This is a genomic window from Vibrio sp. Isolate30 (genome assembly GCF_022397975.1).
Taxonomy (GTDB): Bacteria; Pseudomonadota; Gammaproteobacteria; order Enterobacterales; family Vibrionaceae; genus Vibrio; species Vibrio fortis.
The window spans coordinates 194,889-209,156 of sequence record NZ_JAKEUS010000006.1 but is presented as its reverse complement, the minus strand read 5'-3'; the positions used below and the strand labels follow the sequence as shown (position 1 = coordinate 209,156).

Sequence of the window (14,268 nt, the reverse complement as noted above, 5' to 3'; positions counted from 1 at the left end):
ACAAAGGATCAGTAATATTGGGGAAGAGTAGAGGCCCAAATGTGAATTTGACCTATTTAATTTCGTTTTTTCAGTGAGTTGTATTTATAAAATTATTAAAAATAAAAATGCCCACCGAGGTGGGCATTTTACTGTGTTCTTATATGAACCGATTATTGAAGACCAAGTTTCTTCTCTAGGTAGTGGATGTTTGCACCACCGTGTTGGAAGTTCTCGTCATTCATGATCGACTCTTGTAGAGGGATGTTCACTTTGATGCCTTCTACAATCATCTCACCTAGAGCGTTCTTCATACGAGAGATCGCGACATCGCGGTTCTCACCGTAAGTGATTAGTTTACCAATCATTGAATCGTAGTGAGGTGGTACTGTGTAACCCGTGTAGATGTGAGAATCCCAACGTACGCCCATACCGCCTGGCGCGTGGAAACGCTCGATCTTACCTGGTGAAGGTAGGAACTTCTCTGGGTCTTCCGCATTGATACGACACTCGATAGCGTGACCGCTGATCTTGATGTCATCTTGAGTGAAAGACAGAGGTTGACCCGCAGCAACACGCAGTTGCTCTTTGATTAGGTCAACGCCAGTTACCATCTCAGTTACTGGGTGCTCTACTTGAATACGTGTGTTCATCTCAATGAAGTAGAACTCGCCGTTTTCGTATAGGAACTCGAAAGTACCTGCACCACGGTAGCCAATCTCAAGACAAGCACGAGTACAACGCTCACCAATGTACTTACGCATCTCTGCAGTAATACCTGGTGCTGGCGCTTCTTCAACAACCTTCTGGTGACGACGCTGCATAGAACAGTCACGCTCACCAAGGTGGATAGCACCACCTTGACCATCAGCAATCACTTGCACTTCAACGTGACGTGGGTTTTCTAGGAATTTTTCCATGTAAACCATATCGTTGTTGAAACATGCTTTTGCTTCAGCACGTGTCATTGCGATAGCTTCAGTTAGCTCTTTCTCAGAACGAACAACACGCATACCACGACCGCCGCCGCCACCAGATGCTTTGATGATTACTGGGTAGCCAATACGCTTAGCGTGAGCTTTGTTGGTTGCTTCGTCGTCGTTTAGTGGGCCGTCAGAACCAGGTACACAAGGTACGCCAGCTTTCTTCATTGCCGTGATTGCAGAAACTTTATCACCCATGATTCGGATAGTTTCAGCTTTAGGGCCTACGAAGATGAAACCGCTTTGTTCAACTTGCTCAGCAAAGTCTGCGTTTTCAGATAGGAAGCCGTAGCCTGGGTGGATAGCAACAGCGCCTGTTACCTCTGCCGCACTAATGATGCGAGGGATGTTCAGGTAGCTATCGATACCACGAGCAGGACCGATACAGATAGTTTCATCTGCAAGCAGTACGTGCTTAAGGTCACGGTCAGCTGTTGAGTGAACAGCTACCGTTTTAATGCCTAGCTCTTTACATGCTCGCAGAATACGCAGTGCAATTTCACCACGGTTCGCGATTACTAATTTATCTAACATAATGAGGCTTCTCTATTATTCGATAATTACTAGAGCTTGGTCGAACTCAACTGGTTGGCCGTCTTCAACTAGGATTGCAGTTACAACACCAGATTTGTCCGCTTCGATTTGGTTCATCATCTTCATCGCTTCAACGATACATAGTGTGTCGCCAGCGTTAACTTGTTGACCAACTTTAACGAATGGTTTTGCGTCTGGGCTTGGTGCGCTGTAGAAAGTACCAACCATTGGAGAAAGAACTTGGTGACCAGTTACCGCTGCTGGAGCTTCAGCTGTTTCTGGAGCCGCCGCTGCTGCTGGAGCCGCTGCAGGAGCCGGAGCTGCTACAGGTGCTGGCGCTGCTGCGTATTGAACTGGTGCTGCTACTGGTGCAGTGCCGTTACGGCTGATGCGTACTGACTCTTCACCTTCAGAGATTTCTAGTTCTGCGATACCAGACTCTTCAACCAATTCGATCAGCTTTTTGATTTTGCGAATATCCATCGTTTCTTTCTCTTATTTGTTAATTAACCATGCTCTATGACTGGAGCTGGTGTCTATTAGTTCGGTTATGTTCGTTACTTTGACTGAAGCTTGTTGATCGCAGCGGTCAAAGCAAATTGGTAGCCTTGTGCACCTAAGCCACAAATTACCCCTTCGGCTTTGTCTGAGAGGTAAGAGTGGTGCCTAAATGGTTCACGCGCGTGAACATTCGAAAGGTGCACCTCAATAAAAGGGATTGCTACGCCAAGCAGTGCATCGCGCAGTGCCACACTTGTGTGTGTGAACGCCGCTGGATTGATAATAATAAAATCAATGTTTTGGAATGCACCGTGAATGGCTTCAATTAGCTCGTACTCACGATTTGACTGTAAGTGAGATAGCTCAACGTCCTGCGTTTTCGCTTGCTCTTTAAGACCGTTAATTATCTGGTCAAGTGTTTGAGAACCATAATGAGCAGGCTCTCTTAGGCCTAAAAGGTTAAGGTTTGGGCCATTTAAAACTAGAATGCGAAACTTTGTAGACATCGTGGGGCTATCTTCCTTTATCGTGACGACGAGTGTGAATGTCCCATTTTATTTACAAATCATGCCGTTTTGCTAGAGCTAAAACGACCGATTTTAAAAATTAGAACCAGATTATAGCTAATTCAGCGCAAATCGCAGCAATTTACTGGTCTAATCTCCTAATGTAATGGTCCAGAATTGTTACCAAGTTAACAAAAAACGGGAGAAGCCTTAATTTAAAGCGGGATATTTGAGATCAAGATCAGGCATAAAAAAACCGCCACACAGGTGACGGTTTACATATGGGGGTGTTTTAAACATATCAGGTAAACATGCCCAAGTTAGGGCTGTTTATCTTCGGTTTATGCAAGCTCAGCTTTTTCTGCGATTAGCTTGTCAACCACGCTCGGGTCCGCAAGCGTTGACGTATCACCAAGGTTGCCTGTATCACCTGTTGCAATCTTACGTAGGATACGACGCATGATCTTACCAGAACGTGTTTTCGGTAGAGAGTCTGTCCAGTGCAGTACATCTGGAGTTGCAATCGGACCAATCTCTTTACGCACCCAGTCTTTCACCTCTTTATGAAGTTCGGCTGTTGGGAATTCACCGTCGTTTAGGGTGATGTAAGCGTAGATTGCTTGGCCTTTGATATCGTGAGGGATACCCACAATCGCTGCCTCTGCGATCTTATCGAATGCAACTAACGCTGATTCAATCTCTGCAGTACCCATACGGTGACCTGATACGTTTAGAACGTCATCGACACGACCTGTGATCCAGTAGTAGCCATCTTCATCACGACGAGCACCGTCACTGGTGAAGTACATACCTTTAAAGGTTGAGAAGTAAGTTTGCTCGAAGCGCTCATGGTCGCCATAAACAGTACGCATTTGACCAGGCCAAGAATCTAGAATCACTAGGTTACCGTCGGTTGCGCCTTCAATGATGTTGCCCATGTTATCGACCAGCGCAGGTTGAACGCCAAAGAATGGGCGAGTCGCTGAACCTGGTTTTAGATCCGTTGCACCCGGTAGAGGAGCGATCAAGATACCGCCCGTTTCGGTTTGCCACCATGTATCAACAATCGGAGAGTTCTCGTTACCAATTGTTTTGTAGTACCACTCCCACGCTTCTGGGTTAATTGGTTCACCTACCGAGCCCATAATACGTAGGCTGCTACGTGTTGTGCCTTCAACCGCTTCGTTACCTTTCGCCATCAGAGCACGAATCGCTGTTGGTGCGGTGTATAGGATGTTGACTTGGTGCTTATCAACCACTTCACTCATACGGCTAGTATTCGGGTAGTTTGGCACGCCCTCAAATAGGATTGTCTTAGCGCCGTTAGCCAGTGGGCCGTAGATTAGGTAGGTGTGACCAGTGATCCAACCTACATCCGCGGTACACCAGAAGGTTTCGCCTTCTTGGTAGTCAAATACGTATTTGAATGTCATTGCTGCATACACAAGGTAGCCACCGGTGGTGTGTAGAACACCTTTAGGTTTACCTGTAGAGCCAGATGTGTAGAGAATGAATAGAGGGTCCTCTGCTTTCATCTCTTCTGGTGGGCACTCTGAGGATACGTTTGCCGTTGCTTCATGCCACCAAACGTCACGATGCTCGTGCCAATCAATATCACCACCAGTGCGTTTCATGACGATAACTTTCTGAATCGTTTTTACTTCTGGGTTAGTCAGAGCTTCATCGACATTTTTCTTAAGAGGAACGGCACGGCCGCCACGAACACCTTCATCTGCGGTGATTACGATTTTAGAATCGGAATCGATAATACGACCAGATAGTGCTTCTGGTGAGAAACCACCAAATACCACAGTATGAACTGCACCGATACGCGTACAAGCAAGCATTGCAACCGCCGCTTCTGGCACCATTGGCATGTACAGACACACTACGTCGCCTTTTTGTACGCCTTGCTCTTTAAGAGCGTTAGAGAATTCACAGACTTCTTTGTGCAGTTCGTTGAAGGTTAGAGTCTTGTCGTCAGCTGGATCGTCGCCTTCCCAGATGATTGCGACGTCATCACCGCGCTCAGCAAGGTGGCGGTCAATACAGTTAGCAGACACGTTGAGTGTGCCGTCTTCAAACCAGCGAATGTCGATGTGGCCAGGGTCAAATGAAGTGCTTTTCACTTGGGTGAAAGGCTTAATCCAATCTACGATTTTTCCATGCTCGCCCCAGAAGCCTTCAGGGTCAGAAACAGATTGTTGGTACATGGCTAGGTAAGTGTCATTATCCGCGTGTGTATTTGCTTTGATGTTTTCTTTTACCGGATAAACGTGTGCTTCACTCATTGCATCTCTCCTTGTGCCTACATTCCTAATGAATTGGCAACTTCCTTTATGTTCAGTTTCTAAGTCAAGTCAGTGGACTGTCGTTGTGCTATCACTGTCGGCTAGCAGAGCCATTTCCACAATTAGACTTTAGGATGAGAAGCGTGTTTCTACTTAAAAAATAGCGAGTTAAGTGTTTTTTTGAGAGTTGGATCGTTTCAACTATTTACGCGTGTTGATTTATGAATAAGAGGAGTTAAAGCGCGGTAAGTCGCCATGTTGTAGACGAACAAATATCAGTGCAGCCGAGATAGCGTCTTGTAATGCATCGTGTTTATTGGTGGGCAGCGGTAGGTCGAGTTGACGACAGATGGTATCGAGGCTTAGGTCGAAATAGGCATTAGGTAGATGCTTTTCGAGCTTTTCTTGATAGAGCTGACTGACTTCTACTAAGAGATTAGGCATCGGAAAGCCAAAATGTTTTAAACACGCTTTATCGAGAATTTTTTTGTCATAACGGATGTGGTAGCCGACCAAAGGTCGATTGCCGATGAAGTCGAGCAGGGCGCTGATGGCCTGTTTCTCTTCGACCCCATGTTTGAGGTCTTGATGGCGGATTCGATGGATTTTTATCGAGTTAGAATCTAAAGATTGAGGCGCTCTTAATCTGACCTCAAACGGCTGGCTGGTAATGATTCGATTCCCGACGATTTTGGTGGCTGCGATCGAGACCAGCTCTGCTTGATTAGGATCGAGGCTGGTGGTTTCACAATCAAGAGACACTAACTCTTGCCCAGAATTAGTGGTGAAGAGCTCCTGATAGGGAGAACCTCTGAGCTTTCGATACCAGTAATAGCGCACTAATCGGTTCATGGTGATCTAGTCCCTAATTTGGTAGTGATAGCCCAACCACTGTTTAAACTTCTTCACGACATGCAAGCTGTGTCTGAGTAGGTCTCGGTCTGCGCGCTCCATGAGTTTGACGTCGAGTTTGTTGCTGCTGTGTTGCTGCGATAAACGTTGGGACAAACGCCACTTAAAGAATTGCTTGAGAGCCTCACTGAGGTTGTCAGCGGTGCTTTGTTCTAGAACATTCTTTTGGACTAGCGCTTCGATGCGTTCGAAGGTGTTGTTGACGCTAATACCATGTTCAAGGCTGAGTGCTCTCACGCCATGAACGATAGGGAAAATGCCTCCCTGCTTAATATCTAAGCCTGATTTTGACGCCTTCACATTACCAAACAGAGATAGTGGAACAGAGAAGTTAAGGGCAGGGCGACAGAATTCGGTGAGGATGAGTTCTTGCCCCACCATTAAATCTCTAAAGTGATCTTTAACGGGTTGCAGTAGCTCTCGATTGCCCGCCACCGCATGGGCGTCTGCCATGATAGCAATGTCCATGACTGTATCGGGAGTGGCTTTCTTCACCCATTGCGAGAGGGTTTCTTTCCAACCTTGTTGTGAATGCACCCACTTCGGATTGTTCACCATCACATTGCCCGGGCAGAGCGGGTAGCCTAGCTGTTGCAAGGTATGAGTGAGCTCAGCCATGACCTCTTCACAGTGATGCCACTCTAAACCGTCTTGAATGATCAGCGCGTTGTCTTGGTCGGTTTTGAGTATCTGTTCTCCGCGCCCCTCAGAGCCGAGCACAATTAGGCAACAGTGATTCTGCAGCGCAGGAGGCAAAATCAACTCAAAGGCTTTTTCGATGATCTGCTCGTTAACTGCAGAAATAAGCTCCATGATGAAGCGCGTTCGAATACCATTGCTGATTAGGCTCTCAACCAATTGACGCTGTTTGTTGGAAGCCATGGCCAACTCTTCGATGCTGGTGGCGCGCGCAATTCGTAGCGTCAGTACGTGCGAGTGAGTCGAAAATGCACTCAAAATTTGCGTCATATCGAGCATGCCAACCGCTTCTTGCCCATCACAAACCATGACCCTTTTTACTCGATTACGCGTCATATTAATCATGGCGTTAAACAGAAAATCACCATCATTAACATGCAAAACTGGGAAGGTTGCTATCTCACCCACAGGGGCATCAAGGGGATAATCCTCAAGCATCACAGCGTGCAATAAGTTGGTTCGTGTGACGATAGAATAGGGTAAGGTACATGATGATCCAAAAGCTTTTGGATCATCATAGGCTAAATGAACTAAAGCCGAGTCGAGCCCTTGTTCTTTAAGGGTTTTGGTTACTTCATTGATAGGTTGATTAGGCTCTAGGATCAGAGGTGGGTGATAAATCGAATCGTCGACTTTGGTTAAGATAAATTCAGCCAAGTTTTGCTGCTGTTTAGCGGCTTCTATGAGTTCTTTACGCTTGGCGAGGTTGTTATCAAAGTAGGCCGCAAACTGGCCATTGGCATTGTAGAGCTCAAGGAACACGTCGGTCGGAAGCAGATAGCTGAGGGTATCTTCTAGCGCGATGTATTGGTGTTTAGTGTGAGGTTCAAATTGGCTGCGTACATCAAAGATATCGTCGTTCGCATAGTGGGCGTAAATTTCCCCATTTTGGCTAGCACGCTCCTCCACAGCACCTTTGATTAAAATATGCAGATGGTGGCTTGGACGATCCGCTTCGAGAATGGTTTCTTGAGCACGATAGTAAACCACGTCGAGCGCAGAACGTAGGGTCAGTTGTTCAGCCTCAGATAAGCTATCGAAGGGTGGGTGCTGCATATTAAATTTATCAGGCATAAGCGTCGCAGATAGAGTGAAGAACCTAAAGTTAAGTCTGACAAAAACTCACTGAAGCTCCAGACGACTTTAGTCTAAACGTGTAATTTTGATGCCGGATGCAGTGATAGATAACACGGAAACTCAAAGCAGCAATTATTCCCTTTTTCATATGATTCTGGAGAGGCATAATCTCCGCTGCCTCTCTGCAATCGTTTTTATAGGTATATATATGTTTAACCCTTCCCCTTATGGGTGGATATCTCAGTATTTCATTGGTTTCTTTTTCGCTTACGGTGTGTATCTGCCGTTTTGGGCATTATGGTTTGAAGACCAAGGGGTTTCAGCAGGCGATATTGGTGTGTTGATCGGTGTGGGTTTTGCGACGCGATGTGTGGCGAACCTCTTGATTACACCACGTGTACATAAAGCGGAGCACTTAATGCCTGCGCTGCGCTGGCTCAGTTTAGCGGCGTTGATTTTTGTAGCGTTTCATTTCTTTACCGGTGGTAGCTTCCTACTAATGCTACTAGCGACCATCTTGTTTAACCTCTGTTGTGGGCCAGTGGTTCCGTTATCCGACGCCATGGCTAACTACTATAGCCGACTTAAGGTGTTGGATTACGGCCGCACACGACTCTGGGGGTCGATTGCGTTTATTGCTGGTTCGACGGTAGTTGGTTATCTGGTCGCGCAATTTGGCACTGATATGATCTTGTATACGGCATTGGCAGGTGTGTTTGTCTCTCTGATACTGGCAATGCGAAATCCAAATTTGATGCCAGTGACGCAATCTGAACAACATCAAGTGCGTCCGAAGTTGGGAGCTTTGATGCGTGAGCGCTCGGTCATGAAGTTCCTTGCTTTAATGGCGCTGCTACAGGGCAGTCATGCTGCTTACTACAGTTTTAGTGCGATTTATTGGAAAGAAGCGGGCCACTCTGAAGCCATCATTGGCTATTTATGGAGTTTAGGGGTGGTTGCTGAAGTGGGGGTGTTTGCTTTAAGTAAACGACTTTTCTCAGGCATGGCGCTTAGAACATTATTTGTTATTGCTGCGTTGGGCGTGATTGCACGTTGGGGTATCACCGCATCAACAACTGATATTTTAGGACTGGTACTCGTACAGTTGCTACATGGTGTTACGTTCGCGATGGCGCATATTGCGGCGATCCAATACATCCAATCGGAAGAAGAGAATAAGATGGTGGCATTGCAAGCTCTCTATAATGCGATCCCACTTGGTGCCTTTATCGCGTTGATGACTACTTTAAGTGGTTGGGGTTATGAGCTGTGGGGCGCAAATATTTTCTGGGTGATGGCGGCAATGGGTGTATTTGCTCTGTTTATTAAACTTGATGAACGCAGTTCAGTGGTTGATGTCGAATTGGACGTGACTCCAGCTAAAGCAGAGAATTAGAGTCTAAAGCACAGAAATTAATCGACCTGATTGTGTTGATTACTCTTAGCGAGTTAAATGAAACCTCTCCCTTATGGAGAGGTTTTTTTATGGAAGAAAAGGGTTCGCAATGCAAGGATGGATCGTAATCCCCGTCTCACTCGCCTATTTGGGCGTGCTGTTTTTAATTGCTTGGTATGGAGATCGACAAACGCGTTGGTTATCGCGTTGGCGACCTTGGATCTACAGTCTGTCTATTGCAGTTTACTGTACCTCGTGGACCTTCTACGGCACCGTGGGGCAAGCCAGTAATAACCCTTGGTCTTTTCTTCCTATCTATATTGCCCCGATTCTTGTTTTTACTTTGTGTTGGCGGATATTGGCGCGGCTGATTGTTATAGCCAAGCGTGAACATATCACCTCGATCGCCGACTTCATTGCGGCTCGTTATGGCAAGTCACAAGGACTTGCGGTGACCGTAACCATCATCGCCGTGGTGGGGATTCTTCCATATATCGCCTTGCAATTGCGTGGTATCACCATGGGGCTCGATATTGTTGCTCCGAGTCTGGCGCAAGATTTTGGTTATCAGGATTACCACGTTTCTTGGTTTGTGGTGGGTGCCTTAGCCATCTTTACGATGTTGTTTGGTACGCGCCATATCGATAACACCGAACACCACCGTGGGATGATGATGGCGGTCGCGTTTGAATCGATCGTCAAGCTGGTGGCTTTCTTAATTGTCGGGCTGTTTATCATTTATGTCGCAACCAGCAGCGATAAGATTGACTTGCTGGAGGTCGCTGCGCAGACCTATGAATCACCCAATATTCCCACCCTTATTATTCATACTGTGCTGACCATGCTGGCGATTGTGTGTCTGCCACGACAGTTCCATACCATGGTGGTAGAGAATGAAAGGCCACAAGATCTGCATACTGCGCGTTGGTTATTCCCTGTTTACCTGATCCTGATGGGGCTGTTTGTGCTGCCGATTGCGTGGGCAGGCCAAGGGTTACTGACGGGCATGCCCGCGGATACCTATGTGATCAGTCTGCCAATGGCTGAAGGGGCCAACAATATTGCTTTGCTGGCATTCCTTGGTGGTACTTCAGCAGCGAGTGGCATGGTGATCGTTTCTACGATTGCACTGGCGATTATGGTGTCTAATGACTTGGTGATGCCGTTATTGCTGCGTCGTATGCGACTGACTCAGCGTACTCACAGACACTTCTCTGGATTGCTGCTGGTGATTCGTCGCGCATTAATTTTACTGTTGTTGTTAGGTGCGTGGGGATTTTATCAAGCATTAGATAGTATCCACTCACTCTCTGCGATAGGTTTTCTCTCGTTTGCTGCCATCGCACAATTTGCACCTGCACTGATTGGTGGCATGTACTGGCGACTGGGTAACCGCAAAGGTGTTTATGTTGGTTTGCTGTTCGGCTCTCTGATTTGGTTGATCACTTTAATGAGCCAAACCAGTATGTTGGCAGGCGATCAGGAGAGTAATTTACTGCTCTGGCTTATCACGCCACCTGACCTACTGGCTAACTGGGATGTGAGTAGCTCTAACTGGGGTATCGTGCTCAGTATTACCGTGAACACACTCTGTTATGTGGTGATATCTCTGTCGACAAGGCCAAGCCTAAGTGAGCGCTTACAATCGGCGGCATTCGTTGGTGCGCCGTTACCTGAAAACGAAAACATGAGCCTTTACCAGAGCCGTGTAACGGTTGCTGAGCTAGAGATGCTCGCCTCACGCTTTGTGGGACGCAAGCGTGCGAAAAGTGCCTTTCAGGCGTATTGGCAGCAGCAAGGTCGGCCATTGCTGCCCAACCAGCAGTCTCCCGCCAGTTTGATCCGACATGCTGAACGTGTGCTCGCCGGTGTGTTTGGAGCCTCTTCAGCTAAGTTAGTACTTACTTCTGCTCTGCAGGGAAGAAACATGCAGCTCGAAGAGGTCGCGACCATCGTTGATGAAGCCTCTGAACTGTATGATTTCAGTCGTGGGTTGTTGCAAGGGGCCATTGAACACATCGGTCAAGGCATTGCGGTAGTTGATCAACAATTACGTTTAGTGGCGTGGAACCAGCGTTATCTTGAGTTGTTTGTATTCCCTAGCGGACTGATTCAGGTCGGCAGGCCAATAGCCGATGTGATTCGACACAATGCCGAACAAGGCTTGTGTGGGCCGGGCGATCCGGAAGACCACGTTAAGCGACGCATCTTCCACCTTGAGCAAGGCACCCGTCATACCTCTTCACGAGTGAGACCAGATGGCAGAGTAATCGAAGTGCAAGGTAACCCGATGCCAAGTGGTGGGTTTGTGATGAGCTTTACCGACATCACGGTGTTTAGACAAGCGGAGCAGGCGCTGAAAGACGCCAACGAAAGTCTAGAAAGTCGCGTCCACGAGCGTACGCAAGAGCTCGAAAAGCTCAACCAACGTTTGGTGAAAGCAACGCAAGTATCAGAGCAGGAATCACAATCCAAGTCGCGCTTTTTGGCCGCTGTGAGTCACGACTTGATGCAGCCATTGAATGCGGCACGTTTGTTCGCTTCATCGCTATCTGAGGTAGCAAAAGAGCAAGAGGTTAAGCAACTCTCTTCGCATATCGAAAGTGCGCTGGGTGCGGCAGAGGACTTGATTGGTGACCTGCTTGATATCTCGCGCCTCGAGTCCGGCAAGCTAGAAACCAACGTTCATGGCTTCGCGATCAATGATGTTTTGTCCAATCTCAACGCAGAATTTAGCGCTTTGGCAGGGCAACAAAATATCGATTTCCATATGGTGCCATCATCGCTGTTTATTCAGTCGGATCCGAAACTGCTGCGTCGCGTGATTCAGAACTTTTTGACCAATGCCTTCCGTTATAACCCCAGTGGTAAAGTTGTGTTGGGTGCACGGCGCGTGAATGGTCGAGTGCGCATCGATGTGTGGGATAACGGCACTGGTATCGATGAAGATAAGCAGCAAGAGATCTTTGAAGAGTTCACTCGTGGTAGCCAAGTGCGTTCAGATCAAGGGCTAGGGCTAGGCTTGGCGATTTCAAAAGGGATCGCACACGTCCTTGGACATGAAATATCGATGCGATCTTGGCCGGATGAGGGCAGCGTGTTCTCGATTACCTTGCCACGGGCTGAGAAGGTAGTGGCTGCACCGCAAGTTGCGGCACCGACCGTCAACAGCGAGATAGCGCAACTGAAAATTCTGTGTGTGGATAACGAGCGTGACATTCTAGTCGGTATGGAGAATCTGATTGGTCGCTGGGGATGCGATGTGCGAACTGCGGGTGATCTGGTCGAAAGCTTGAAGTGTCTGGAAGACAGTTGGCAACCGGACGTGATCTTCTCGGACTATCGACTCGATAACGGGCGCACTGGCCTCGAAGTTCTGCAGCAATGTCGCTTGAGGTTGGGTGATAGCTTCGAAGGGGTGATTATCAGTGCTGATCGTACTGATGACATGTTAGCGGCAATCAAAGCGCATGGTTTTAGTTTTATTGCCAAGCCAGTTAAGCCACTGAAACTCAGGGCTGTGCTCAATCGTGTCGCTTAATTAGTATTTGGATCATAGTAGGCCAAAAGCGAAGCCAACTGTCGGCTTCGCTTTTTTATTGGGCTTAATCAGCCTGCAATCCCGCCTTTAGTCAGCTGGCTTGGGTTCAATAAGCTCGCTAGTTCTTCACGTGGAATATCGGTTTCACGCTCCGCTACATCTAAGATTGGTAGACCTTCTTTATACGCCTTTTTGGCGATGTCTGCGGCTTTTAGGTAACCAATAACTGGGTTGAGCGCTGTCACTAGAATTGGGTTCTTCGCTAAGGCTTCATCAAGGTTGTCTTGACGAACGGTGAAGGTGGCTACGGCTTTATCTGCCAGTGCCACCGAGCTGTTGCTCAGCAGTTCGATGCTCTCAAGCACATTGTGTGCAATGACAGGTAGCATCACATTGAGTTGGAAGTTGCCAGATTGACCTGCGACTGTGATGGTGGTGTCGTTGCCAATCACCTGTGCTGCCGCCATTGCTGCTGCTTCTGGAATCACAGGGTTTACCTTGCCCGGCATGATAGAGGAGCCTGGCTGCAGAGCTTGTAGTTCAATTTCGCCAAGACCCGCCAATGGACCAGAGTTCATCCAACGAAGATCGTTTGCGATCTTCATGATCGCAACTGCTGCCGTTTTAAGCTGTCCAGACAGCGCAACGATCGCATCTTGGCTACTCAGATTGAAGAAGAAGTTTTCGCTCGAACTGAATTGCAGTTTCGTTGTTTGAGATAGGTTGTGCGCGAAGGCATCAGCAAATCGTGGATCGGCGTTGATCCCGGTGCCGACGGCCGTTCCACCCTGAGCGAGTGCTTTTACTGCCTCCAAGCTCGATTCAATGCCTTGTTTTGCATGGTCAATTTGGAATTTCCAACCACCTAATTCCTGAGAGAGGGTGATTGGCATGGCATCCATTAGGTGAGTGCGGCCTGTCTTCACCACATCGGCAACCTGCATCTGTTTGGTGGCTAACACGTCTGATAAGTGTGCAAGGGCTGGCAGTAGCTGCTTCTCTACCGTTAGTGCCACGCTGACTTGGATTGCTGTCGGTACAACATCGTTACTGCTTTGCCCCATATTCACGTGGTCATTCGGGCTAACATCGCCTTGCAGTGCGCGTGAAGCCAACGTTGCGATAACTTCATTGGCATTCATATTGGAACTGGTGCCTGAACCGGTTTGGTAAACATCCACAGGGAACTGCTCAAGGTGTTGGCCATCGATGATCTCTTGGCTCGCATCGATAATCGCATGAGCAATATCACCCTCAAGATGACCCAATTGTGCATTGGTGTTAGCTGCAGCCTGTTTGATGAAAGCGAGTGCTTGAATGAAGCTTGCAGGCATTGTGTGCGAACTGAAAGAGAAGTTATCAGCGGCGCGCTGGGTTTGTGCTTGGTAAAGTGCATTGGCTGGTACTTTTACTTCACCCATGCTGTCTTTTTCGATTCGAAATTCTTGGGTCATGTTGGATCCTTGTTAGCCAAGTGGGGCTTGGACTTGTTGTAGGGTTTGTTGGAGCGGTAAATACTTGTGTTTACCGTTAGGCTGTTGGTAATAATGGCGCTTTAAACAAAATAGAGGCGTGTGGATCAAATCAAGGCAAACGCGACGAAAGGTCAGGCTGCGTTGTGGTGACTCGATGGCTTCTATTAGGTGAAAGAACAGCTGACGGAGGAACAGTTCGCACAGCAGAATGTTTTCATGCTCACCATCTTTTTCATACTGAAGCGCAAGCTCTAGACTGCAGTCAATGTAGCTTTGGACTGTTGATGGCTCATATCCCTCAACCACATCGCATGCGAGAAAACGGTCTTGTGCTTTGTAAAAAGTGGAATAGATAAGTTGCTGTTGCTGCATTA

At 47.6% G+C, this 14,268-nt stretch carries 10 protein-coding genes; 2 read left to right on the top strand and 8 right to left on the bottom strand.

Going from position 1 to position 14,268, the window contains the following annotated elements:
• Positions 1 to 152: 152 nt before the first annotated feature.
• The 6 genes from accC to L1D60_RS15780 form a co-directional block, all read right to left on the bottom strand.
• Positions 153 to 1,496, bottom strand: a complete 1,344-nt coding sequence (gene accC / locus L1D60_RS15805) for an acetyl-CoA carboxylase biotin carboxylase subunit (RefSeq protein ID WP_152469412.1) — start codon at positions 1,494 to 1,496, stop codon at positions 153 to 155.
• Positions 1,497 to 1,511: 15 nt separating this feature from the next.
• On the bottom strand, positions 1,512 to 1,979 hold the full coding sequence (accB, locus tag L1D60_RS15800) for an acetyl-CoA carboxylase biotin carboxyl carrier protein (RefSeq protein WP_239841959.1): 468 nt from the start codon (positions 1,977 to 1,979) through the stop codon (positions 1,512 to 1,514).
• Positions 1,980 to 2,053: 74 nt separating this feature from the next.
• Entirely contained in the window at positions 2,054 to 2,503 is a 450-nt protein-coding gene (aroQ, locus tag L1D60_RS15795; RefSeq protein WP_239841958.1) for a type II 3-dehydroquinate dehydratase, read from the bottom strand.
• 341 nt (positions 2,504 to 2,844) lie between these two features.
• On the bottom strand, positions 2,845 to 4,794 hold the full coding sequence (gene acs, locus L1D60_RS15790; RefSeq protein ID WP_239841957.1) for an acetate--CoA ligase: 1,950 nt from the start codon (positions 4,792 to 4,794) through the stop codon (positions 2,845 to 2,847).
• A 219-nt stretch (positions 4,795 to 5,013) separates the two neighbouring features.
• Positions 5,014 to 5,646, bottom strand: a complete 633-nt coding sequence (locus L1D60_RS15785) for a 3'-5' exonuclease (protein ID WP_239841956.1) — start codon at positions 5,644 to 5,646, stop codon at positions 5,014 to 5,016.
• A gap of 6 nt (positions 5,647 to 5,652) precedes the next feature.
• Complete coding sequence (locus L1D60_RS15780) at positions 5,653 to 7,479, bottom strand: DUF294 nucleotidyltransferase-like domain-containing protein (protein WP_239841955.1); 1,827 nt, start codon at positions 7,477 to 7,479, stop codon at positions 5,653 to 5,655.
• 211 nt (positions 7,480 to 7,690) lie between these two features.
• On the opposite strand from L1D60_RS15780, the gene L1D60_RS15775 reads away from it, so the two are divergent.
• Positions 7,691 to 8,878 carry a 3-phenylpropionate MFS transporter gene (locus L1D60_RS15775; protein WP_239841954.1) on the top strand — a complete coding sequence of 396 codons (1,188 nt, stop codon included), beginning with the start codon at positions 7,691 to 7,693 and terminating at the stop codon, positions 8,876 to 8,878.
• 109 nt (positions 8,879 to 8,987) lie between these two features.
• Positions 8,988 to 12,419, top strand: a complete 3,432-nt coding sequence (locus L1D60_RS15770) for a PAS domain-containing hybrid sensor histidine kinase/response regulator (protein WP_239841953.1) — start codon at positions 8,988 to 8,990, stop codon at positions 12,417 to 12,419.
• A gap of 68 nt (positions 12,420 to 12,487) precedes the next feature.
• On the opposite strand, the gene L1D60_RS15765 is transcribed toward L1D60_RS15770, so the two are convergent.
• Both L1D60_RS15765 and L1D60_RS15760 read right to left on the bottom strand, forming a co-directional pair.
• Positions 12,488 to 13,873 (bottom strand): class II fumarate hydratase, encoded by a 1,386-nt coding sequence (locus tag L1D60_RS15765; RefSeq protein ID WP_239841952.1) that lies wholly within the window; start codon positions 13,871 to 13,873, stop codon positions 12,488 to 12,490.
• Between the two features lie 12 nt (positions 13,874 to 13,885).
• The gene (locus L1D60_RS15760; RefSeq protein WP_239841951.1) at positions 13,886 to 14,266 is read right to left on the bottom strand and encodes a hypothetical protein; all 381 of its coding nucleotides are present in this window, start codon (positions 14,264 to 14,266) and stop codon (positions 13,886 to 13,888) included.
• Positions 14,267 to 14,268 lie beyond the last annotated feature (2 nt).